General features: G+C 71.2%; 20 protein-coding genes and 1 tRNA gene. 8 read left to right on the top strand and 13 right to left on the bottom strand.

Translation table 11 applies throughout. The features are described 5' to 3' along the window. The first annotated feature begins 72 nt into the window (after nucleotides 1-72). Both DR046_RS09675 and DR046_RS09670 read left to right on the top strand, forming a co-directional pair. A complete protein-coding gene (locus DR046_RS09675) occupies nucleotides 73-786 on the top strand; it encodes a cytochrome c oxidase assembly protein (RefSeq protein ID WP_245190891.1) in 714 nt (237 codons plus the stop codon). Next, nucleotides 783-1,295 carry a CopD family protein gene (locus tag DR046_RS09670; RefSeq protein WP_115382178.1) on the top strand — a complete coding sequence of 171 codons (513 nt, stop codon included), beginning with the start codon at nucleotides 783-785 and terminating at the stop codon, nucleotides 1,293-1,295. Before DR046_RS09675 ends, DR046_RS09670 begins: the two co-directional genes overlap by 4 nt. Here DR046_RS09670 and DR046_RS09665 read toward each other — a convergent pair. Further along, nucleotides 1,265-1,780: a DUF2231 domain-containing protein gene (locus DR046_RS09665; RefSeq protein ID WP_115382177.1), complete on the bottom strand. Its 516-nt coding sequence runs from the start codon at nucleotides 1,778-1,780 to the stop codon at nucleotides 1,265-1,267. The two genes, DR046_RS09670 and DR046_RS09665, sit on opposite strands and share 31 nt — an antisense overlap. A gap of 75 nt (nucleotides 1,781-1,855) precedes the next feature. Between DR046_RS09665 and DR046_RS09660 the strand changes: the two genes are divergently transcribed. From DR046_RS09660 to DR046_RS09650, 3 genes are read left to right on the top strand one after another with little or no spacing between them, the layout of a single operon-like run. Continuing rightward, nucleotides 1,856-2,470 carry a cytochrome c oxidase subunit II gene (locus DR046_RS09660; RefSeq protein WP_245190890.1) on the top strand — a complete coding sequence of 205 codons (615 nt, stop codon included), beginning with the start codon at nucleotides 1,856-1,858 and terminating at the stop codon, nucleotides 2,468-2,470. Beyond that, nucleotides 2,467-4,947, top strand: a complete 2,481-nt coding sequence (ctaD, locus tag DR046_RS09655; RefSeq protein ID WP_115382176.1) for a cytochrome c oxidase subunit I — start codon at nucleotides 2,467-2,469, stop codon at nucleotides 4,945-4,947. The genes DR046_RS09660 and ctaD overlap by 4 nt, the downstream gene beginning before the upstream one ends. Further along, the gene (locus tag DR046_RS09650) at nucleotides 4,944-5,264 is read left to right on the top strand and encodes a hypothetical protein (protein WP_115382175.1); all 321 of its coding nucleotides are present in this window, start codon (nucleotides 4,944-4,946) and stop codon (nucleotides 5,262-5,264) included. The genes ctaD and DR046_RS09650 overlap by 4 nt, the downstream gene beginning before the upstream one ends. A 299-nt stretch (nucleotides 5,265-5,563) precedes the next feature. On the opposite strand, the gene DR046_RS09645 is transcribed toward DR046_RS09650, so the two are convergent. Both DR046_RS09645 and DR046_RS09640 read right to left on the bottom strand, forming a co-directional pair. Next, nucleotides 5,564-5,639: transfer RNA gene (locus DR046_RS09645), tRNA-Ala, on the bottom strand. 182 nt (nucleotides 5,640-5,821) lie between these two features. Beyond that, complete coding sequence (locus tag DR046_RS09640; protein WP_115382174.1) at nucleotides 5,822-6,160, bottom strand: TIGR02300 family protein; 339 nt, start codon at nucleotides 6,158-6,160, stop codon at nucleotides 5,822-5,824. Between the two features lie 99 nt (nucleotides 6,161-6,259). On the opposite strand from DR046_RS09640, the gene DR046_RS09635 reads away from it, so the two are divergent. Further along, entirely contained in the window at nucleotides 6,260-6,970 is a 711-nt protein-coding gene (locus DR046_RS09635) for a M48 family metallopeptidase (RefSeq protein WP_115382173.1), read from the top strand. 44 nt (nucleotides 6,971-7,014) lie between these two features. After that, on the top strand, nucleotides 7,015-7,662 hold the full coding sequence (locus tag DR046_RS09630) for a GntR family transcriptional regulator (RefSeq protein ID WP_115382172.1): 648 nt from the start codon (nucleotides 7,015-7,017) through the stop codon (nucleotides 7,660-7,662). Here the strand turns inward: DR046_RS09630 and DR046_RS09625 are convergent. The 10 genes from DR046_RS09625 to DR046_RS09580 all read right to left on the bottom strand — a co-directional run bounded on the left by DR046_RS09625 (nucleotide 7,631) and on the right by DR046_RS09580 (nucleotide 20,433). Further along, nucleotides 7,631-8,479, bottom strand: a complete 849-nt coding sequence (locus tag DR046_RS09625) for a hypothetical protein (protein WP_115382171.1) — start codon at nucleotides 8,477-8,479, stop codon at nucleotides 7,631-7,633. The genes DR046_RS09630 and DR046_RS09625 overlap by 32 nt on opposite strands. Next, on the bottom strand, nucleotides 8,476-9,105 hold the full coding sequence (locus DR046_RS09620) for a hypothetical protein (RefSeq protein WP_135227283.1): 630 nt from the start codon (nucleotides 9,103-9,105) through the stop codon (nucleotides 8,476-8,478). Before DR046_RS09620 ends, DR046_RS09625 begins: the two co-directional genes overlap by 4 nt. A 164-nt stretch (nucleotides 9,106-9,269) precedes the next feature. Then, nucleotides 9,270-10,238 (bottom strand): threonine dehydratase, encoded by a 969-nt coding sequence (locus DR046_RS09615; protein ID WP_115382169.1) that lies wholly within the window; start codon nucleotides 10,236-10,238, stop codon nucleotides 9,270-9,272. Between the two features lie 77 nt (nucleotides 10,239-10,315). Then, complete coding sequence (locus DR046_RS09610; protein WP_115382168.1) at nucleotides 10,316-11,803, bottom strand: TRAP transporter large permease; 1,488 nt, start codon at nucleotides 11,801-11,803, stop codon at nucleotides 10,316-10,318. Continuing rightward, entirely contained in the window at nucleotides 11,800-12,375 is a 576-nt protein-coding gene (locus DR046_RS09605) for a TRAP transporter small permease (RefSeq protein ID WP_115382167.1), read from the bottom strand. Before DR046_RS09605 ends, DR046_RS09610 begins: the two co-directional genes overlap by 4 nt. A gap of 158 nt (nucleotides 12,376-12,533) precedes the next feature. After that, nucleotides 12,534-13,568, bottom strand: a complete 1,035-nt coding sequence (locus DR046_RS09600) for a TRAP transporter substrate-binding protein (protein ID WP_115382166.1) — start codon at nucleotides 13,566-13,568, stop codon at nucleotides 12,534-12,536. Between the two features lie 195 nt (nucleotides 13,569-13,763). Continuing rightward, on the bottom strand, nucleotides 13,764-15,824 hold the full coding sequence (locus DR046_RS09595; protein WP_115382165.1) for a hypothetical protein: 2,061 nt from the start codon (nucleotides 15,822-15,824) through the stop codon (nucleotides 13,764-13,766). Between the two features lie 3 nt (nucleotides 15,825-15,827). Then, complete coding sequence (locus DR046_RS09590) at nucleotides 15,828-18,533, bottom strand: DUF4159 domain-containing protein (RefSeq protein ID WP_115382164.1); 2,706 nt, start codon at nucleotides 18,531-18,533, stop codon at nucleotides 15,828-15,830. Further along, nucleotides 18,530-19,351, bottom strand: a complete 822-nt coding sequence (locus tag DR046_RS09585; RefSeq protein WP_245190889.1) for a DUF58 domain-containing protein — start codon at nucleotides 19,349-19,351, stop codon at nucleotides 18,530-18,532. The genes DR046_RS09590 and DR046_RS09585 overlap by 4 nt, the downstream gene beginning before the upstream one ends. A gap of 68 nt (nucleotides 19,352-19,419) precedes the next feature. Continuing rightward, nucleotides 19,420-20,433, bottom strand: coding sequence for an AAA family ATPase (locus DR046_RS09580; protein WP_115382162.1), 1,014 nt, complete (start codon nucleotides 20,431-20,433; stop codon nucleotides 19,420-19,422). 228 nt (nucleotides 20,434-20,661) lie between these two features. Between DR046_RS09580 and DR046_RS09575 the strand changes: the two genes are divergently transcribed. Further along, the gene (locus tag DR046_RS09575; protein ID WP_115382161.1) at nucleotides 20,662-21,219 is read left to right on the top strand and encodes a DUF1285 domain-containing protein; all 558 of its coding nucleotides are present in this window, start codon (nucleotides 20,662-20,664) and stop codon (nucleotides 21,217-21,219) included.

The following is a 21,219-nucleotide window of genomic DNA, read 5'->3' as shown; positions in this document are numbered from 1 at the left end:
GGACCCACGGCCTTCTCGCCGCGATGCCATTCGGCCGAAGCCGATGATCCGCCGAAGCGCGGAGACGCCGCGATGATGCCGGAGACCTGGAACACGATCTATTGCGGCCCCGCGCCGGTTCCGGCGGAGCTCTGGCTGCGCTGGAACCTCGATCCGGTGCTTCTCCTGGCCCTGGGGGCGCTCGGTTTCTGGCTCAGGCGCTCCCGCTCGGGGCTGCTGGCGGTCGCCGCGCTGGTCCTGGCCTTCGTCTCGCCTCTCTGCGCGCTTTCGGCCGCGCTGTTCTCGGCGCGGGTCGTCCACCATGTCCTGCTGATCGGCGTCGCGGCGCCGCTCCTGGCGCGGGCCTGGCCCGCGGGGGTGCCGCGCGCGGGCAGCGTCGCCCTTCTCGCCTCGACGCTGATACTCTGGGCGTGGCACCTGCCGGCGGCCTACGATCTCGCCCTGTCATGGGTGCCTGCCTATTGGGCGATGCAGCTCTCGCTGCTCTGGGCCTTCACCGCCTTCTGGCGCGCGGTGCTCCCGCCGGGTCGGCCCGTGGGTCCGGCGCTCGCGCTGATCTTCGTTTCCTGGATGCAGATGGCCCTGCTGGGCGCGCTGCTGACGCTGGCGCCGGGGCCGCTCTATGAGGCGCATGCGCTCGCGCCCTTCGAATGGGACCTGACGCCCCTGCGCGACCAGCAGCTCGGCGGGCTGCTGATGTGGATTCCGGCCGGTATCCCGTTCCTCGCCTGGGCCGCCCTGATCATGCGCCGGGGCTGGCGCGGGCTGACGGAGGGGACGGTTTGATCGACTGGCTGTCGCCCGCGACGGCGCATCTCAAGGCGCTGCACATCTCGATGCTGGTGCTGTGGTGCGCGGGTCTCTTCGCGCTGCCGTTGATGTTGTCCCGGCACGACCGGGCCATCAGCCAGTCGGATTACGGCCGCGTCCGCCGCGCGACGCATTACGGCTACATCTTCGTGATCACGCCTGCCGCCGTTCTGGCGATCGCGTCCGGAGCGCTTCTGGTGTTCCTGCGCGAGGCCTTCGTGCCCTGGATGTTCGCCAAGCTGATCTTCGTGGCGCTCCTGGTGGTGTCCCACGCCTGGGTCGGGCACACGATCTCGGCGGTGGCCGAACAACCCCAGGCGCACGAGCCGCCCAGGCCGCTGGTGCCGACGCTGCTGCTGTCGTTGCCGATCCTGGCCATCCTGGCGCTGGTGCTCGCGAAACCCGATCCGGGAGAGATTCCGTTTCCGGACTGGCTGGTCGCGCCGCGGGACGTTCAGCTGCCTTTCGACGTGCCGAGGCGGTAATGGAAGACGAGCGCGCCCCCATGCCAGCCCGTCACCATCACGACGACGGTGTTGAAGCCCGACAGGAGCAGGCCGTAGGGCAGCACCGCCGTCTCCCAGCCGTAGAGGCGATAGCCCCAGTTCGCCCCGAGCAGCGCCAGCAGCAGCACGGCGATGACGAAATGGGTCCAGGCGGCCGCGCGGATGCGGATGCCCGGCACCAGCAGGATCTCCGCCGTGCCGGTAGCCGCGGCGGCGAGCCCGAAGAGGAAGGCGGTCCCGGCCGCCCAGAGCGCGGCCTTGGCCCAGAACGGCTCCCCGGAGAGCCAGTAGAGCGCATCCGCCCCGAAGGTGCAGAAGGTCAGCGCGACGGGGAAGGCGACGCTCATCGCGTGGAGCGGATGGCCCCACAGCCCGACCCGCGACTCGGTCTCCTCGTATCCCGGGTGTTCCTCGATCGGATCCTGGAGTTCCTCTATCCGTTTGCGCACCGATTTGCGTGCCATCGGATCTCCTTTCCGCGCCAGCTTGTCTGGGTCTCAACGCCGGCGGCTCTGGCCGGTTGCGAGGGGGCCTTCTCGATGCTCGATCCGGCGGGTCCGGCGGCGGAGACGATCGCCCGTCTCTGGTGGATCATGCTCGCGGGGGGCGGCGCCATCTTCGTCCTCGTCATGGCGCTCCTGCTGCTGGCCTTCCGCGAAAGCGGGGCCGAGGCCGGAGCCGGGGCGAGGCGCGAGCGCGTCTGGATCCTCGGGCTCGGGCTGGGCTTCCCGCTGACCGTCCTGGCGGCGCTGCTCGCCTCCGCGCTCTGGGTGGGGGAGCGGCTGCTGCCCCGGCCCGCGCCCGAGGTGGTCGGCGTCGGCGCGGTGGCGCGGCAGTGGGATTGGCGGTTCACCTACGACGACGCGCCGGGCCGCGTGACCCGTGGCGTTCTGCACATCCCTGCCGGCCGTCCCGTGGACGTCCGGATCACCACGGAGGACGTGATCCACAGCTTCTGGGCGCCGCGCCTGGCCGGCAAGATCGACGCCATTCCCGGCCATGTGAACGTGTTGCGCCTCGAGGCCTGGGCGCCGGGCGACTATGCGGGGGCGAGCTCGGAATATAACGGGCCGGGCTATCTGGGGCACGGCTTCATCGTGAGGGCCCACGATCCCGAGGCATGGCGGGCCTTCCTGGCGGACGCGCCGACATGAGCGCAATCCGCCTGCACAAGGCGCTCGGGCGGGTCTGGGCCTCCGAGCCGGGCTGGCGCGGCTGGCTGACGACCGTGAACCATACGGATCTGGGCCGCATGTTCCTGTTCGTCGCGGCCCTCTACTTCGTGATCGGCGGCATCCTCGCCATGCTGATCCGCGCGCAGCTCGCCTCGCCGCGCTCGGCCTTCATGGGGCCGGAGGTCTATGCGCAGGTCTTCACGATGCATGGCACCATCATGATGTTCCTGTTCGCGATCCCGCTCTTCGAGGGGGTCGCGGTCTACCTGCTGCCGAAGCTTCTGGGCTCGCGCGACCTCGCCTTCCCGCGCCTCACCGCCTACGGCTTCTGGTGCTACGCCTTCGGGGGCGCGATGCTGATCTTCGCGCTGCTGGCCGGGATCGCGCCGGATGGCGGCTGGTTCATGTACCCGCCCCTCACCGGCCCGATCTACGCGCCCGGGATCAACACGGATTTCTGGCTGATCGGGATCACCTTCGTCGAGATCTCGGCCATCTGCGCCGCGGTCGAGATCACGGTGACGGTGCTGCGCTGCCGCGCGCCGGGCATGTCGCTCGACCGGATGCCGATCTTCGGGTGGTACGCGCTGGTCACGGCGGTGATGATCCTGACGGGATTTCCGCCGCTCATCCTCGGCTCGATCCTGCTGGAGCTCGAGCGCGCCTTCGGCATGCCCTTCTTCCAGGTCGCGGAAGGCGGCGACAGCCTGCTCTGGCAGCACCTCTTCTGGCTGTTCGGGCACCCCGAGGTCTACATCATCTTCCTGCCCGCGGCGGGCATCGTCTCGACCGTCCTGCCCGTGCTCGCGCGCACGACGCTTCTGGGCTACGGCTGGATCGTGGCGGCCGCTGTGTCGCTGGGGGTGCTGAGCTTCGGGCTCTGGGTGCACCACATGTTCACCACCGGCATTCCCCATATGGGACTGGCCTTCTTCTCGGCCGCATCGACGCTGGTCGCGGTGCCCACGGCAGTGCAGATCTTCGCCTGGATCGGCACGCTCTGGAAGGGCCGGCCGGCGCTGCGCCTGCCGATGCTGTGGCTGCTATCCTTCTTCGCCACCTTCGTCATCGGCGGGCTGACGGGCGTCATGGTCGCGGTCGTCCCCTTCGACTGGCAGGTCCACGACACCCACTTCATCGTGGCGCACCTGCATTACGTCCTGGTCGGGGGCTTCGTCTTTCCGATGCTTGCGGGGCTCTACTACTGGCTGCCGCACCTGACGGGGCGGCGGCGCTTCTTCCGCATCGGCGAGATCGCCTTCTGGCTGGTCGCGGTCTCGTTCCACGTCACGTTTCTCGCGGTTCACTGGGCCGGGCTGCTGGGCCAGCGGCGGCGGACCTTCACCTTCGGGCCGGACGACGCCTGGAGCCTCCTCAACCTCGTCGCCTCGATCGGCAGCTTCGTCCTTGCGATCGGCTTCGCGCTGGTGATCCTCGACGTCCTCGTCAACGCGCTGATCGCCGCCCGCGGAACACGGAATCCCTGGGGGGCCGGCACGCTCGAATGGGCCATGCCGACGCCGCCCGCCGCCTACAACTTCGCCAGCCTGCCCGAGGTGGCCGACCGCGATCCGCTCTGGGCCGACCCGGACCTGCCGGTCCGCATCGCGCGTGGCGAGGGCTACCTCGCCGGTGCCGAGCGAGGCCGGCGGGAGATCCTCGCGGTCGACGTGGCGAGCGGACGGCCCGTCCAGGTCGTGGTCCTTCCGGGGAACACGGCGCTGCCGATCGCGATGTCGGCGGCGACGGGGGGGATCTTCCTCGGCCTCCTGCTCAAGACCTACTGGCTCGTACCGCTGGCCGCGCTCGTGGTCGCGGCGATGGCCATACGCTGGGTCTGGTGCCTGGGCACCGACGCGGACGCCGGGCCGCAGGCGGTGGGGCACGGGCTCCGGCTGCCGCTGGCCTCGGATTCCGCCGATCCGCCAGGCTGGTGGGGCTCCCTGTTCCTGATCGGGACCAGCCTCACGCTCTTCGGCTCGCTGCTCTTCGGATACGCTTTCCTCTGGACCGTCGCGCCGAACTGGCCGCCGCCGAGCTACCTTCACTCCGGATGGGCGAGCCCGGCACTGGCCGGTATCGGCTCGCTGCTCGCCTGCCTCGGCATTCGCCTGGCCCAACGGAGGCTGCGGCGCGGCCGGCTTCCCTTGGTGCCCCTAGGCGCCGTGACGGCGGGGTGCGGGGCGCTCGTCGCCGCCGCGGTCACCGTGATGGCCGGCACGTCCCACGACGCGCATGCCTATGACGCCGTGGCCTGGGTCCTGGCCGGGCACGCCATCCTGCACGCGGGCGTCCCGGGCCTGATGAGCCTGGTCGTCCTGGCGGCGGCGCTGCGCGCGCGCCTATCGGCGGCGCGGTCCGGACCCGTCCACGTGCTGCGCCTCTGGACCGACCACGCGGCCGCGGTGACGGTGATCGGCCTTGTGGCGATCTGGCTGCCGGGCTGGCTGACATGACCGAGCTTCTGCGGATTGCGGCGCCCCTCTCGCTCTGGCTCGCGTCGTTCAGCGCGGTCTACGGGCTGGAGGGGCTCGTCTGCTCCGACGCCTGGACGGGACTGGAGCTGGATTCCGGCGCTGGCCGCGCGGCGCTGGTCGCCGCGATGGTGCTGGCCGTCTCGCTCCAGGCAGGCCTTCTCGTCGCGCTGCAAGGACAGCGCTTCGGCTCCGGCGTGCCCGCCCTGCGCCGGATCAGCCTCGTGCTGGGGATCGCCGCGCTGATCGCCAGCGTCTGGACGCTGCTGCCCGTCATGCTGATGCCCCTTTGCCTTTGATCGAGAGAGAGGGCGAGCTGCCTTTCACGGACGCAGCGGTCAGCGGCCTTTCGAGGGCTCCTTTGCCGACGATGCCGATTCTCGCGAAGTCATTCCACGCGTCCCTGCCAACTGCCCCCTGCCCGGCCTCCGGGAGCCGAAAGGCCGTCACACAGGCCCCTGATGGCCTCCAAGCGACAGGCGCCGCCGTGGTCCCGCTTGTAGCGCCTCACGAGCAGACGAAGGAGTCGGCCAAATGCCCTGGCCAGCCTGTCAAAACGAGGCCGACGAATGACTGATCTTGAATCATAAGGAGGATATGGTGGAGCCTAGGGGAGTCGAACCCCTGACCTCTTGCATGCCATGCAAGCGCTCTACCAACTGAGCTAAGGCCCCATCCGTGCGCCGCGTCCTAAAGGCGCGGCGGGGGCGGCGCAAGCGGAAAAACCCGCCCGCGCCAGCCATTCAAACGTCGGACGAAATCGCCCAGCCGAGAGGTCCCGAAAAGCCCCCGCACGCGCGTAGCGCGGCAGGGCCCCTGCGGGTCGATATCGTCGTCCGGCGCATCGGCCGCGATCTCAGTCGTCGTCCTTGTCGGCGTCGACATCGGCGAGATCGTCCAACGAGACCGTCTCGTCGTCCTCGTCATCGAGCACGTCGTCGCCCGTCTCGGCGGCGTCGTCGTCGTCCTCGATATCGACGTCGTCATCGTCGAGCAGCAGATCGTCGTCTTCGACACCCTTCTTCTTGGCGTCGATGTCGTCCTTGTCGGCCGTCAGGATCCGGGTCCTGGCGCCGGTGTCGACGGTGACGACCTCGCCCGTGTAGGGGCTGACGATCGGGTCCTTGTTCAGGTCGTAGAAGCGCTTGCCGGTCGTCGGGCAGACCCGCTTGACGCCCCATTCATCCTTGGGCATGTCGCATCCTTCACAGCATACCGGCACCATCCGCCGGTCGGGGAATAGGATGCCATGCCACAGCCCCCCCGTCCTGGCAACCCCGAGGAAAGGCGTCCGATGCCCGACACGATCGCGCTGCCCGGCCTGCCGGGCGTGACCGTCGCCATCCGCCGGTCGGGCCGGGCCCGGCGGCTGTCGCTCCGGGTCGGCCGGACCGACGGAGCCGTCACGCTGACGCTGCCGGCGAGGACGCCGCTGGCCGAGGGCCGCGCCTTCGTCGCCGCGCAGGCGGGCTGGATCGCGCGGCAGGTCGCCGCCGCCCCGACGCCGCGCCGCGTCGCCATCGGCGGGGTCGTGCCGCTTCTGGGCAGGGAGGTGCCGGTGGTCGCGGGCCAGGGCCGCGCCGCGCGCTGGACGGGGACCGAGATCGCCGTCCCCGAAGACCCGCAGGCCGGCACCCGCGTCCAGGCGCTGCTGCGCGAGATGGCGCGCTCGCACCTGACGGAGGCCGTGGACCGCCACGCCGCCGCCATCGGGCGAAGCGCGGGCCGGATCACGCTGCGGGATACGCGCTCGCGCTGGGGCTCCTGCACGTCGCGGGGGGACCTCATGTTCTCCTGGCGGCTGGTGATGGCGCCGGCCGAGGTGCTGGACTACGTCGCCGCGCATGAGGTCGCGCATCTGGTGCACATGGACCACTCCCCGCGCTTCTGGGCACAGGTCGGCGCGATCTGCCCGGACTGGAAGCCCCGCCGCGACTGGCTGCGCAGGGAGGGCGCGGGGCTCCATGCGATCCGCTTCGACGCGGTTCCAGAACCGGCGGAGTGATGCCACCTGTTGACCCGGCCTCGGCAAAGGCGACACTGGGCGCCATGCTTCTCAACCCCCTTCCCGAGGGCGCGGGCGCCGCGCATGACCGGCTCTACCGGTCGCTCCGCGCCCGCATCATGCACGGAGAGCTGGAGCCCGGGGCGTCGCTCACGCTGCGCGGCATCGGCCGCGACTACGGCGTCTCGGTCACCCCGGTGCGCGAGGCGCTGCGCCGGCTGGTGGCCGAGGGGGCGCTGTCGCTCTCCGCCTCGGGGCGAATCACCACGCCGGCGCTGTCGAACGACCGCATCGAGGAGCTCGCCGCGCTCCGCTCCCTGCTCGAGCCGGAGCTGGCGGTCCGCGCCCTTCCGCGCGCGCATTTCGCGCTGATCGACCGGATGGAGAAGATCAATACCGCCATCGCCGAGCAGATCGCCAAGCACGACGCCTCGGGCTACATCCGCACCAACCTCGAATTCCACCGGACGCTCTACCTGCGTGCGCAGGCACCCGCGATGCTGGCCATGGCCGAGACTGTCTGGCTGCAGCTCGGCCCCACGATGCGCAGCCTCTACGGCCGGCTCAATCGCACCGACCTGCCGCGCAACCATCGCCTGATCGTCGCCGCGCTGCGCGCGGGGGACGAGCCCGGGCTGCGACTTGCCGTGCGCGCCGACGTCACGCAGGGACTGCGCCTGCTCGCCGCCTGAGCACGCGGGATCGCGCCGCCCAGGCCTCCGACCGCGCCAGCCCCAGCCCGCGCACCATGTCGGCGCAGAACCGCGCCTCGGCCTCGCGCAGCCGCCCGTCGACCATCACCACGCTCAGCACGCCTTCCAGCAGCATCGCCTTCTGCCGCGGCTTCAGCGACACGCCGAAGCGGTGGAAGTCACCCGGCTTGCGCAGGGGCTCCGTCCGCTCGATCGCGGCCTCGATATGGGCGCCGGTGTAGTCCAGGCCCGTCAGCTCCCGTGCGAGGTCGCGGATATGCAGGACCACGTCCGGGTCCGGCGGCGAGGCCAGGGCGGCGGCGTGGCACATCGCGTCGAGCAGGCGGAAGACCGGGCCGTCCTGCAGGCCCAGGATCTCCATCCTGACCAGCCGCATCCGCCACCGCGCCAGCGACATCCCGGCCGAGACCAGGCCGAACGCCGCCAGGATCAGCAGGCCCAGATGGCCCCGGATCCGCTCCCAGATCGAGAAGCGCGGAACGTCGGGCACGGCCTGCGACAGCTGTCCCTCGGCCTTCAGCACCGGGATCGGGGCCGGCGGCGCCCAGTGCCTCTGCAGGTCGCACTCCGCCTCCGACAGGACGTAGCCGCCGGACGAGACCCAGTAGGGCACCATGCCGACGCTGCGCGTCTCGACCCGACGGCAGAGCGCAAGGTCGGGCGTTCCGTCCAGCGTGGCGACGCGGCGCAGCTCGGTCGTCATCCCGTCAGACAGAAGCAGCTGCGCCGGCGAGAGCGGCAGCAGGAGAAGGAGCAGCGCCGCGACGACCGCGGCGAAGGGGCTCGACCAGGTCATTGCGGGATCAGACGCCCGAGATCGCGCAGGTCGTCGCGGCGCAGCCGCAGCCCGCGCGACAGCGACTTGAGCATCGCGCGGTCGCCCGGCGTCAGCGGCCCGTCCTCCAGCAGGACCGAGAGCGCGGCGTTGAACACCACCATCCGCTCGCCGCGGGTCATGCCGTCGCGCATGTGCCAGAAGGTGCCCGGCCCGATCAGGCGGTCCGCCCGCAGCGCCGCCTCGCGCAGATGCGCCTCCGAAAAGTCCATGCCGATCGCCTCGCGCGCGATCTGCAGCGCGCGGGCCAGGCGGTCCTCGTTGATCTCGCCGCCGCGCCAGACGCAATGGACCATGGCGTCGACCACCGCGAAGCGCGGGCCCTCGGACAGGCCCAGCACCTCGCGCCGCAGCTCGCGCCGCTGGCCGCGCGACAGCCGGACCACGATCAGCGTGACCGCAATCAGCGTCAGCATCGCGCCCAGCAGCGCGCCCATGCTGTACTCGCTCAGAAGGCCGCGGGTGCCCGGCGGCAGGAAGCCGCGGTCGACCTCCAGGTCGTCGGCCTCGACCCCGGCGGCCAGGGTCGTCCAGGCCGCGATCAGGCCCAGTCCGAACAGCGGCAGGTGCTTTCTCGTGATCGGCATCGGCATACCTCGCGACTCTCCGTGCCAGATGACCCCCCGAACGGGGCGAGAGTGCGGAGCGGCGGCGGAAACTCGTGGCGCCGGTCGTGGCGATGATGGCGAAATGCCGACTGCGACGGGGGGTCCGGCGGATCGTCGCGCGCCTTCGGCGAAAGCGCGCCGGATCAGGGCGCGGGGGTGCCCCCGGTCAGGACCGTCGCCATCCTGTCGGCGTCGATGTTTCCGCCGCAGAGAATCACGGCGACCTCCCGCCCCGCCATCGCCTCCCGCTCCTTCAGCAGCGCGGCCAGCGGTGCGGCCCCCGCCCCTTCGGCGGCGTTGTGGGTCGCGGTCCAGTAGAGCCGGACCGCCTCGGCGATCAGCCCGTCCGACACGTCGACGATCCGCGCGGCCCCCCGCCCGTAGATCGCCAGCGCCTCGGGCACGGGCACCCGCACCGCCATCCCGTCGGCGAAGGTCGCGGCGGAGTTCGTCTCGACCGGCCGCCCCGCCGCCACCGAGAGCTGCGCGCAGGCCGCGTTCTCGGAGACGACGCCGACGATCTCGGCCCGGTGGCCCAGCGCGTCTCGCGCCGCGATGCAGCCGCAGATGCCCGAGCCGCAGCCGATCGGCACGTAAAGCGTCTCGATCCCCGGCTCCGCCGACAGAAGCTCCCAGGCATAGGTGGCGACGCCGCGCACCAGTTCCCGGTGGAAGGGCGGCACTATGGTCAGGCCCTCGGCCTCGGCGACACGGAACGCCTCTTCCCGCGCGGTGTCGAAGTCGGTGCCGTGCACCCGCAGATCCGCGCCCCAGGCCCGCATCGCCGCGTTCTTCTCGGGCGAGTTCCCCTCGGGCACGTAGACCACGGCCCGCAGCCCGGCCGCCACGGCGGCGCGCGCCTGGCTCTGTCCGTGATTGCCCCGCGTGGCAGTGACGATCCCGGGCGAGTCCGGATGCGTCCGCCGCAGCCACTCGACGAAGGTCACGCCGCCGCGCACCTTGAAAGCGCCGGTCGGGTTGTGGTTCTCGTGCTTGACGATCACCCGCGCGCCGGTCGCCTCGTCCAGCAGCGGCCAGCGCAGCTGCGGCGAGGCGGGCACCTGACGGTGCACCGGTTCGGCCGCCGCTTCCAGTTCATCCAACGAGAACATCGTCCCCTCCTTCCTGTGGCCGAAAATACTCCGGGGGAGTCGCGCGCAGCGCGACGGGGGCAGAGCCCCCTCCCCCCTCAGATCAGGAACAGCGTGATCGCCGGGAAGGCCACTAGGATCGCCACGCGCACGATATCCGTCCCCACGAAATAGACCACCGCGCGATAGGTCCGCACGATCGGCGTCGCGCGGTCCATCGAGTTCAGCACGAACAGGTTCATGCCCACCGGCGGCGTGATCAGCCCAACCTCGACCACGATCAGCACGAGGATGCCGAACCAGATCGCGGTCTGTTCCGTCGCGATCCGGTCGGCCATGCCCTGCGTCACGCGGATGTCGATCGCCTGCTGCAGCTCGCGCGGGATCTCGGCGCCCGCGGCGATCAGCGCCTCGACCTCGGCCCGGACCTCTCCGGCGATCTCGGCCCCCGAGGCCAGCGCCGCAAGCGCCGCCTCGTGCTGCATCGCGATCAGGTCGACCAGACCGAAATCGAGGACCGAGATTACCGGGAAGAAGATCGGGATCGTCAGCAGGATCATCGACAGAGAATCCATCAGGCAGCCGAAGATCAGGTAGAAGACCAGGATCACGATCAGCACCGTGAGCGGCGCGAAGCCCTGGGTGACGACCCAGTCCGCCATCTCCTGCGGGACCTGGGTCAGGGCGAGGAAGCCGTTGTAGAAGGCCGCGCCCAGCACGATGAAGAAGATCATGGCCGTGGACTTCGCCGTGACCATGAAGCTCTCGATCAGGGTCCTGCCGGTCAGCCCGCCATTGACCAGCGCGATCAGCCCGGTGCCCAGCGCGCCGACCGCCGCGGCCTCGGTCGGGGTGAAGATGCCGCCGTAGATGCCGCCGACGACGGCCAGGAACACGACCAGCACCGGCCAGACCGCCCCCAGTTGCCGGAGCCGCTGCCCCATCGGGATCGGGTCGCGCGTGCCGGCGAGCCCGGGGTTGCGCCAGACATAGATGCGCACCGCGAGGATGTAGCCCAGCGCCGCCAGGATCCCCGGGATGAAGGCGGCGAGGAACAGCTTGGCGATGTTCTGCTCGGTCAGGATCGCGTAGATCACCAGCACGACCGAGGGCGGGATCAGGATGCCAAGCGTCCCCCCGGCGGCCAGCGTCGCCGTCGAGAAGCCGCCATCATAGCCGTAGCGGCGCATCTCCGGCAGGGCGACGCGCCCCATCGTGGCCGCGGTGGCCAGCGACGATCCGCAGATCGCCCCGAAGCCTGCGCAGGCCCCGATCGCCGCCATCGCGACGCCGCCCTTCCTGTGTCCGAGGAAGCCCTCGGCCGCCCGGAACAGCGCCTGGCTCATCCCGCCTAGCGTCGCGAAATGGCCCATCAGCAGGAACATCGGCACGATCGACAGCGAGTAGCTGGAAAAGGTCGAATAGGTCTCGTTCTTCAGCCGGCTCAGGCCCACCAGCGTCCCGTCGGTCACGATCCAGAGCCCGACGAACCCCGCCGTGAACATGGCGAGTCCGATGGGCACGCGCAGGAAGATCAGGACCAGGAGGGCCGGGAAGGACAGAAGCCCGATGGCGAGATCGCTCACTGCTCCGCCCCCTCGCCGGTCAGGATCACGTCGCCGGTGACCAGCTCCGCCAGGCGCACCAGAGCGATGTAGACCGAGGTCAGCGCCGCCACCACCGCCCCCACCAGCGAGGCGGCATAGGCCCACCAGATCGGGAACTGGATCAGGAACGACGTCTCGCCGTTGCGCATCTTGTCCTGCGTCCCCGCCCAGAGCTGCACGGCGATCAGCACCATGACCACGGCGAAGAGCAACGCCCAGAGCAGGGTCAGCACCCGGTTGGCGCGGGGCCCGAGCGCGTCGGTGAAGATGTCGACCGAGGCGTGGCCGCCATGCAGCTGCGTGATCGGAAGGAAGGCGAAGATGACGAAGGCCATGCCCGCCTCGACCAGCTCGAAATCGCCCCGGATCGGCCCGATGCCGAGGCCCAGAAGGGCCGCGCCGAGCGCCTCCGGGACCATGTCCGAGTTGAGGATCCCGCTCGCCGTGCGGCCCAGGATCGACAGGCAGGTCATCAGGATCAGCCCGGTCAGGACCAGCCCGCCCAGCACGGCCATCAGCCGTGCCAGCGCCTCGACGATCCGTCCCAGCATGGCCTTGCCCCCTTCTGCCCCGACCGTCGCGCGCCGTCCCCTCCGGGCCGGCGGGCGCCCACCGTCGCGGGTTCACAAATACTCAAATCCCCCCGAACGCAATCGGGGCCGACCTCGGGTCGAGATCGGCCCCGTCGAGTTTCATCCGAGGGCGCGGATCAGCTTTCGCCCTCGTACTCCTCCATGAGGCGCTTGGCCTGGTCGATCAGGGCCTGCCCGTCGATGCCGCGCGCCTCCATCTCGGCCAGCCAGGTGTCGTAGACCGGCTGCGCGGCCTCGCGCCAGGCCTGCGCCTCTTCCTCGGTGACCGTGATGATGTTGTTGCCCGCGTCCAGCGCCGCCTCGCGCGAGGGGCCGTCCGCGTCCGACTGCGTGCCGCCCGCGAAGACCGAGAACTCGAGCCCGGAATTCTCGTCGATGGCCGCCTTCAGGTCGTCGGGCAGGCTCTCGTAGCGATCCTTGTTCATCGCCAGCACGAAGGTCACGTTGTAGAGATGCGCGCCCTCGAACTCGGTGTGGTTCTGGACCAGCTCGGTCAGCTTCAGGGACGGCGTCACCTCCCACGGGATCGTGGTGCCGTCGATCACACCCTTCGACAGCGCCTCGGGAATGGCCGGGACCGGCATGCCGACCGGCTCGGCGCCCAGCGTCTGGAGCAGCGCATTGACCTGCCGCGTGGCGCCACGGATCTTCAGGCCCTGCATGTCCTCCGGCGTCTCGACCGGGACGTCGGAATGGATCATGCCGGGACCGTGGATCCAGGTGCCGAGGATCTTCACCTCCGAGAACTCGTCCTGCATGTGCTCCTCGAACATCTGCCAGTAGGCGGCAGACCCGGCCCGGGCGTCGGTGACGAGGAAGGGCAGCTCGAACACCTCGGTCGAGGGGAAGCGGCCGGGGGTGTAGCCGACGACGGTCCAGACGACGTCGGCCACGCCGTCGATGGCCTGGTCGATCAGCTGCGGGGGCGTGCCGCCCAGCTGCATGGCCGGATAGCGCTCCACCTCGATGCGGCCGCCCGAGGATGCCTCGACATTGTCGGCCCAGACGTCGAGCACCAGCTTCGGGACGTTGGCCTGGGCGGGCAGGAACTGGTGCATCTTCAGCGTCACCTCCTGCGCGGCTGCGGGAAGCGCGGTCGCGGCCAGGGCCGCGGCGCCCATGAGGGCGGCGAACGTTCTGCGGGTCGTCATGTGGTCATCCTCCCTGAATGACGGACGGGGTCTTGCGCCCCTCCTCCGGCGCGGAGCGAAGCACAACCGGGGGCGCTTTGCAAAAGGAATTGACCGTCCGCGCGGTCGGATTTGCTGCGCGACCGCTGTCCCCTGCGGCATCGCCGGTGAACCGGCGATGCGCCGCGGGTCACCCGCGGCGCGCCCGCTCCGACGTCAGGCGCGTCCTTCGCGCAGCCAGGCCCAGGTCGCGAGCCCCGCAGCCAGCAGCAGGAACAGCCAGGCCGGAACCAGCGACTGCACCCGCACGTCGGCCGTCAGATAAGCCTCGCGCGGGGTCCAGCCGATCCAGCCGCGCCCGGCGGCGGCCCGGCCCTCGCCGACGGCGCGCAGGTCGGGCATCCCGTCCTCCAGCGCGACGAGACCGCCGCGCCCCGCCTCCACGGCCTGCTCCAGCGGGCCGAAGGTGGCGATGGTCTCGACGAACTCCCGCGGGGCGGCGGGGCCGAGGCCGATGACGGCGGTCCGCTCCCCTTCCTCCAGCCGATAGAGCCCCTGCATCTCGCCCACGAAGCGCGCGGTGAAACGGCCCGGCGCTTCCTCCTCCAGCGGCAGGACCTGCACGCTGCCGTCGGGCGCGGTGACCGTCACCTCCTCGGCGGCATCGCCCAGGGTGCGGCGCGTCACCGTCACCTCCTGCCCCACGGCCGAGGCGGTCAGTGCCTCTTCCTCCAGCTCCGGCTCGCCCATCAGCCAGTGGGCGAGCCGGCGCAGCAGTTCCGCCTGCGGCCCGCCGCCCTCATAGCCGCGGTCCCAGAGCCAGACATGGTCCGAGCCCAGCAGCGCCACGCGCCCCGCCTTGACCCGGTCGAGCAGCAGCAGCGGCTCCTCCTCCAGCCCGGTCATCACGACCTCCGCCTCGGGCAGCGCGGCCAGCTGGATCTGCCGGAACCAGCGGCCCCAGGGCGCGCCGTCGGTGCCGTAATCGTCGGGCAGGCCGGTCGTGACGGGATGCTTCTCGCCGATCTCGGACACGGTGGGGGTATAGCCGTCTTCCCGCACGATGGCCGTCGGCGCGCCCGGCAGGATCGGCGCGAGCGGCGAGCGGTAGATGCTGTCGGCCGTGGCGAAGTCCGGGCCGGCGGCGACCAGCAGCGCGCCCCCCCGCTCCACATAGGAGCGCACGTTCTCGAGATAGATGGAGGGCAGGATGCCCCGCCGCTGGTAGCGGTCGAAGATGATGAGGTCGAACTCGTCGATCTTGTCGAAGAACAGCTCCCGCGTGGGGAAGGCGATCAGGCTGAGCTCGGTCACCGGCACGCCGTCCTGCTTGCCCGGGGGGCGAAGGATGGTGAAGTGGACGAGATCGACCGAGGAATCCGCCTTCAGCAGGTTGCGCCAGGTGCGCTGGCCCGGATGCGGCTCGCCGGAGACGAGCAGCACGCGAAGCCGGTCGCGGACGCCGTTGATCTGGACGACGGCGGCGTTGTTGCGGTCGGTCAGCTCGCCCTCGGCCGCGGGCACCCGGAACTCGATCACGTTCAGCCCGCCATGCGGCAGGGTCAGCGGCAGCTGCAGGTCCTCACCAGTGGGGATGACATAGGCGCGGGGCTGGCCGCCATCGACCGAGATGACGATCTCGGCCTCGTCGGGCATGTCCTCGGGCACGTCGCCCTGATCCTCGATGCGCAGCGTGATCTGCACCTCCTCGTCGAGGATGGCGAAGGCGGGGGCGTTCGACACGATCAGGCGGCGGTCCCAGTCCCCCTCGCGCCCGGTGCGCAGCAGGTGCAGCGGCGCGGGCAGGTCGGGGGCGAGCTCCGCGTCATGGACCTGGCCGTCGGAGAGGATGACCGCCCCGGCCACCCGGTCGCGCGGAACCTCGGCCAGCAGCTCGTTCAGCGCGGTCATCACCTCGGTGCCCGCGTCGCCCTCGCCGTCTCCGACGCGGGTCACGCGCGTATCTAGCCCCGCATCCGCCGCCTCGGCCAGCAGCGCGTCCAGCGCCTCGGCGGTCTGCTCGGCCCGGTCCGAGAGGGTCTGGCTGGCGGATTCGTCCACCGCGACCAGCAGGATGTCCGACAGCGGCTCCCGCTCCTCGGTCTGGAGGCTGGGGTTGAGCAACGCCAGCGACAGCGCCACGACCGAGGCGGCGCGCAGCCACCAGCCCGGCAATCCGCGCAGCGCCGCGAAGACGCAGAGCAGGAGCGCCACGCCCCCGAGCCCCGCGATCAGCCACAGGGGAAACATCGGGTCGAAGATGATCTCGCGCGCCATGGCTCAGTTCCCCAGCCGGTCGAGCAGGGCGGGTACGTGGACCTGGTCGGATTTGTAGTTGCCCGAAAGCACATGCATCACGAGGTTCACGCCCCAGCGATAGGCGATCTCGCGCTGCTGCTCGCCCGCGTAGCCGCGCCCGATGGGCAGCAGGGCGCGGCCGCGTTCGTCCACGGCCCAGGCGGCGGCCCAGTCGTTGGCGCCGATGACCACCGGGGTCACGCCGTCGTTGAGGTTGCGGAAGGGCATGCCCTCGATCTGTTCGACGTCGGGGCTGGCCTCGACCCAGACCTCGCGCGAGGCGTAGCGGCCCGGAAAGTCCTGCAGGAGGTAGAAGCTGCGGGTCATCACGTGGTCGGCGGGCAGCGGCTCCAGCGGCGGGATGTCGAGCGGCGCGGCCAGGTCGCGCAACCGGGCCGAGGCCGGGGACGACGAGGTGAAGCCGCCCATGTCCGCGTCGCGCGTGTCGAAGACGATCATGCCGCCGCCCCGCAGGTAGCGGTTGAGCCTCGCATAGGCCTCGGCGGAGGGGATCGGCTGGTCCTCGGTCACCGGCCAGTAGAGCAACGGGAAGAAGGCCAGCTCATCTGTTTCGAGGTCGACGCCGGTCGGCGGCGACGGCTCGACCGAGGTGCGCCGGGTCAGAACCTCCGACAAACCGCGAAGGCCAGCCTCGGAGGTCTCGTCGAGCCGCGCGTCGCCGGTCAGCACATAGGCCAGCGAGACCTCGCTCGGGATCACCGGCTCGTCCTGTGCCATCGCCGAAGGCGCAGGCACGAGAGTCCACGCGGCCAAGGCCAGAACGGCCGCCGTGGCGCCCCGCCTGAGCCGTCCGCCCAGCCAGAGCGACGCGATTATGTCGATCGTCAGGAGCGCCATCGCGGCGGCGAGAAGCCAGGGCATCAGATTCGTCTCCGGTTGGCGGGCCAGCGTCTCGACGCTGGTCCCGGCGGGCCAGGCGGCGGGCTGAAGCTCCGCCTCCGGGCCGAGCACGTTGACGGCAAGCGAGGAGGTCGGGCCTTCGTAGAGGCCCGGCGGCAGGTCGGCGGAGGGGGTGGGGTCGGCCAGCTCCTCGCCGGGGACGCCGGCCATGGTCCCGGCGTCGCGCACGGTTCCGAAGCCGTCGAGCACGGCGCGCGGCACCCAGATGGTGCCCTCCAGATCCTCGGCCGACGGGGTCGAGGGGCGGGTCGAGACGGCCAGCCGCTCCAGCATCTGCACGAACAGGCCCGAGAGCGGCAGGCTCGACCATTCCGCGTTGGCGGTGACGTGGAACAGCACGACCTGCCCCTGCCCCAGCGGCTTACGCGTGACCAGCGGCGTGCCGTCGGCCAGCGCCGCGATCGACCGTTCGGCGAGGGTCGGGTCGGGCTGGGCCATGACCTGGCTGGTCACGTTGACCTCATCGGCGACGCTGAGCCCGTAGAAGGGCGAGTCGGGGCCGAAGGGGCGCAGGGTCTTGGGTTCGCCCCAGGACAGCGCCCCGCCCACCGTCCGCCCGCCGGAGCGCAGGCGCACCGGCATCAGCGGCTCTTCCTCGGCGCGGGCGAGGTCGGAGGCGGCGAGCTCGGGTCCAGCGAAGCGCAGCAGCAGCCCTCCCTCCTCGACCCAGTCGACGACGGCCTCGGCCTCGGCGGGCGACAGCCGCGCCACGTCGGCGAAGACCAGCACGTCCGGATCGGCTGGCAGCAGCGTCGCGAGGTCACCCTCGATCAGGTCGGTATTCGTCTCGAGCGCGCGGCGCAGGTAGTAGAGCGGGCTGAGCAGGTCCTGCGCCTCGTCCCCCGCCTCGGTCAGCAGCGCCACCTGCCGCCGCGCGAGGCTGTCGTCGGCAAGGCTGACGGCGCCGGCGGAGCGGACGCCCGCGATCTCGAAGCGGGTCACGCGGTTGCGCAGATCGGGCGGCAGGGTCAGCGCCACCTCGGCCTCGGTCGCGCCCGGCTCGAAGGCGACGGTCGCGGTGGCAAGCTGCGTCAGCGCGCCGGTCGGGGCGGGGCCGATAACGGAGAGGTCATGGCTGCGCGCGCCGTCGTCGCCAAGGCGCAGGGCGCGCAGCACGATCTCTCCGTCGGTATATTCGGCGGGGGTCAGGCCAAGGATCGGACGCTCTCCCTCGATCACGCGGGCCGGGACGGCATCGCGGCCTTCGCGCGCCAGCCCGTCGGAGAACCAGACCACCTCGGCCCCCTCGGTGTCGAGCGCGGCGAGGGCCTCGTAATCCGGCTCCCACGCGCGGGGGGCGAGGCCGGGCAGCCGCGCGATCCAGGCATTGGCGGCCTGATAGGGGATCTCCTCGGGCAGCGGGTCGGTCAGGGGCAGGACGGCGGCGACGCGTCCCTGCCGGGCGGCGTCGCGCAGCATCTCCTCGACTCGCGCCATCCGCTCGGGCCAGTCGCGGGCCGAGGCCCAGGAGGCGTCCATCACGATCAGCAGCGGCCCGGTCCCCGTGCCCGCCTGGCGCGGGTTCAGAACCGGCCCGGCGAACCCGACGATCACGGCGGCCAGTGCGATCAGGCGAAGAAGCAGCAGCCACCAGGGCGTGGTGGCCGTCTCGCTCTCGTCGTCCTTGAGGCCGAGCAGCAGCACGATCCCGGGAAAACGCCGCCGGATCGGCGCGGGCGGCACGGCGCGCAGCAGCCACCACAGGATCGGCAGCGCGATCAGCGCCACCAGAAGCAGCGGCGTCGTGAAGGCCAGCGCGCCCATCATCGCCGCTTCTCCAGCGCGGAATAGAGCGACAGCAGCGCCGACTCGGCCGACTGGTTGGTATGGTGCAGCTGGAACCGCCAGCCGGTGCGTGCGCAGAGATCGCGCAACTGCGCCCGGCGCGCGGCGAGCCGCGACAGGTAGTCCTCGCGCAGGCGGTCGGCCTTCAGCGTCTCGAAGCGGACGGCGCCGGACATGCTTTCGAAGACGGTGCGGCCGTCATAGGGGAACGCCTCCTCGTCCGGGTCGAGGACCTGCACCAGTGTACCGGTCACGCCCCGGTCGGCGGCGGAGGTCAGCGCCTCGGTCAGCGGCGCGGGATCGCCGAGGAAGTCCGACAGGAAGACCGCGCGCGCGCCCATCGGCATGACCTGCGGGCGTGGGGTGCCGTATTCGGGGACCTCGCCCCCTTCCATCAGCGCGTCGGCGATGCGGATGATCTGACCGCGTCCGCCCTTGGGCGGCTCGGCCAGTTGCGCGAGGCCCGCACGCTCCCCGGCCTTGATGACCAGCACCGCCAGCGCCAGCGCCAACGTCTGCGCCCGGCGCAGCTTGGACGGGCGGTCGCCCGCCGCAAAGCGCATCGAGGCCGCGTCGTCGACCCAGAGCATCAGCGTCTGCGCGGCCTGCCACTCGGTCTCGCGCACGAAATGGTCGTCGCCCCGCGCCGATTGCCGCCAGTCGATGGCACGGCGGGAGTCGCCGGGCTGCGCCCCGCGATACTGCCAGAAGCTGTCACCGGCACCGGCGCGCTTGCGCCCATGCTCGCCCAGCAGGATGGTCGCGGCCAGCCGCTCGGCGCCCAGAAGCAGGGCGGGCAAGCCGCCCGCCACCGCCTCGGATCGTGCGCGTAGGGACGCAGGGGTATGGAGCGTCTCGGAAGCCAGGATCAGGCCGCCTGCGCGGTGCGGGTCACGCGGCCCGCGACCTCGGCGATGACGTCGTCGAGCACCACGCCCTCGGCACGGGCGGCGAAGGACAGGGCCATGCGGTGCGACAGGACCGGCCCGGCGAGGCGGGTCACGTCGTCGATATCGGGCGCGAGCCGTCCCTCAAGCAGGGCCTGCGCGCGCGCCAGCAGCATCAGCGCCTGCGCCGCGCGCGGGCCGGGACCCCAGGCGACATGGGCGCGGACGGCATCGGGGGCGCCCGGCTCGCCCGGGCGGCAGGCGCGGACGAGGTCGAGGATGGCGTCGACCACGGCGTCGCCCACCGGCATCCGCCGCACCACGGCCTGCGCGGCGATCAGCCCATCGGCGTCGAACACGCGATGCGCCTCGGACTGGGTCGCGCCGGTGGTGGCGAGGATGATCCCGCGCTCGGTCTCCCGGTCGGGATAGGCGACGTCGATCTTCACGAGGAAGCGGTCGAGCTGCGCCTCGGGAAGGGGATAGGTGCCTTCCTGCTCGATCGGGTTCTGGGTGGCGAGCACGTGGAACGGCCGCGGCAGCTTGCGCGTCTGGCCGGCGATGGTGACCTCGCGCTCCTGCATGGCCTGGAGAAGGGCGGACTGGGTGCGCGGCGAGGCGCGGTTGATCTCGTCGGCCATCAGCAGCTGGGCGAAGATCGGGCCCTCGATGTAGCGGAAGGAGCGGCCGCCGTCCTGCGCCGTCTCCAGCACCTCGGAGCCCAGGATGTCGGACGGCATCAGGTCGGGCGTGAACTGGATGCGGTTGCCGCTGAGGCCCATCACCGTCGACAGCGTCTCGACCAGCAGCGTCTTGCCCAGGCCCGGCAGGCCCATCAGCAGCGCATGGCCGCCCGACAGCATCGCGGCGAGCGCCAGCTCGACGACGCGGTCCTGTCCGATGATCCGGGCGCCGATGGCGGCGCGCGCCTCGCCCAGCTTCGTTCCCAGCGCCTCGATCTCGTCCAGAAGCGCGTCCGCGTCCCGCTGATCCATGCTCGCCCTCGTCCTCATGCCGCTTCCGCTATCCCGCATAGGTATGGCGACGGCGGCGCAGTGCAAAGGGCCATGCCGGAACAACTGAACGTGAGCGGGCGGGCGCCTCGCGGCCGATGCCTGCTTTTTGAGCGGATTTCGCGGCGCCGCGCGCGGACCGGCCTCGCCCCGGCCTCTGTCCATGTTAGGTTCCGGCCGAGGATCGCCCATCCCACGGAGGAGCCTGCCATGCCAGAGCACAGAGCCGCCACCGGATCGACCGCTTCCCTGCTCGCCGCCGCCCGGAGCGGCGGCAAGGGCCCGCCGCCGGTGCATCTCTGGGACCCGCCCTATTGCGGCGAGATCGACATCGTCATCAAGCGCGACGGAACCTGGATCCACGAGGGGACCCCGATCGGGCGGCCGGGGCTGGTGAAGCTGTTTGCCTCGGTCCTCAAGCGCGAGGGCGACCGGCATTTCCTGGTCACGCCGGTCGAGAAGCTGGGCCTGAAGGTCGAGGACGCGCCTTTCGTCGCCACCGACTTCGAGGCCGCCGAGGGGCGCATCACCTTCTCGACCAATGTCGGCGACCTCGTCACGGCCGGCCCCGGGCACCTGATCCGGGTCGAGCTGGGCGAGGATGGCGAGCCGTCTCCCTATGTCGAGGTCCGCCGCGGGCTGGAGGCGCTGATCGACCGCAAGTCCTTCTACCGCCTGGTCGAGATCGGCGAGGAGCAGGACGGCTGGTTCGGCGTCCGCTCCGATGGGACGTTCTTCCCGATGATCGAGGCGGCGGAACTGGGCTGA

Source organism: Jannaschia formosa, assembly GCF_003340555.1.
Lineage (GTDB): Bacteria > Pseudomonadota > Alphaproteobacteria > Rhodobacterales > Rhodobacteraceae > Jannaschia > Jannaschia formosa.
Note: the sequence above shows the minus strand (reverse complement) of the source record. Positions and strands in the feature narration are given on the sequence as shown.

Excerpts from the sequence above, each read along its gene's own strand:
- DR046_RS09640 (WP_115382174.1), bottom strand. The coding sequence starts at position 6,160 with ATGCCCAAGGATGAATGGGGCGTCAAGCGGGTCTGCCCGACGACCGGC.
- DR046_RS09665 (WP_115382177.1), bottom strand. The coding sequence starts at position 1,780 with ATGGCACGCAAATCGGTGCGCAAACGGATAGAGGAACTCCAGGATCCG.
- DR046_RS09625 (WP_115382171.1), bottom strand. The coding sequence starts at position 8,479 with ATGACCTGGTCGAGCCCCTTCGCCGCGGTCGTCGCGGCGCTGCTCCTT.
- DR046_RS09595 (WP_115382165.1), bottom strand. The coding sequence starts at position 15,824 with ATGGCGCGCGAGATCATCTTCGACCCGATGTTTCCCCTGTGGCTGATC.
- DR046_RS09630 (WP_115382172.1), top strand. The coding sequence starts at position 7,015 with ATGCTTCTCAACCCCCTTCCCGAGGGCGCGGGCGCCGCGCATGACCGG.
- DR046_RS09605 (WP_115382167.1), bottom strand. The coding sequence starts at position 12,375 with ATGCTGGGACGGATCGTCGAGGCGCTGGCACGGCTGATGGCCGTGCTG.
- DR046_RS09575 (WP_115382161.1), top strand. The coding sequence starts at position 20,662 with ATGCCAGAGCACAGAGCCGCCACCGGATCGACCGCTTCCCTGCTCGCC.
- DR046_RS09675 (WP_245190891.1), top strand. The coding sequence starts at position 73 with ATGATGCCGGAGACCTGGAACACGATCTATTGCGGCCCCGCGCCGGTT.
- DR046_RS09660 (WP_245190890.1), top strand. The coding sequence starts at position 1,856 with ATGCTCGATCCGGCGGGTCCGGCGGCGGAGACGATCGCCCGTCTCTGG.
- DR046_RS09650 (WP_115382175.1), top strand. The coding sequence starts at position 4,944 with ATGACCGAGCTTCTGCGGATTGCGGCGCCCCTCTCGCTCTGGCTCGCG.
- DR046_RS09580 (WP_115382162.1), bottom strand. The coding sequence starts at position 20,433 with ATGGATCAGCGGGACGCGGACGCGCTTCTGGACGAGATCGAGGCGCTG.
- DR046_RS09635 (WP_115382173.1), top strand. The coding sequence starts at position 6,260 with ATGCCCGACACGATCGCGCTGCCCGGCCTGCCGGGCGTGACCGTCGCC.
- DR046_RS09590 (WP_115382164.1), bottom strand. The coding sequence starts at position 18,533 with ATGATGGGCGCGCTGGCCTTCACGACGCCGCTGCTTCTGGTGGCGCTG.
- ctaD (WP_115382176.1), top strand. The coding sequence starts at position 2,467 with ATGAGCGCAATCCGCCTGCACAAGGCGCTCGGGCGGGTCTGGGCCTCC.
- DR046_RS09600 (WP_115382166.1), bottom strand. The coding sequence starts at position 13,568 with ATGACGACCCGCAGAACGTTCGCCGCCCTCATGGGCGCCGCGGCCCTG.
- DR046_RS09615 (WP_115382169.1), bottom strand. The coding sequence starts at position 10,238 with ATGTTCTCGTTGGATGAACTGGAAGCGGCGGCCGAACCGGTGCACCGT.
- DR046_RS09620 (WP_135227283.1), bottom strand. The coding sequence starts at position 9,105 with ATGCCGATCACGAGAAAGCACCTGCCGCTGTTCGGACTGGGCCTGATC.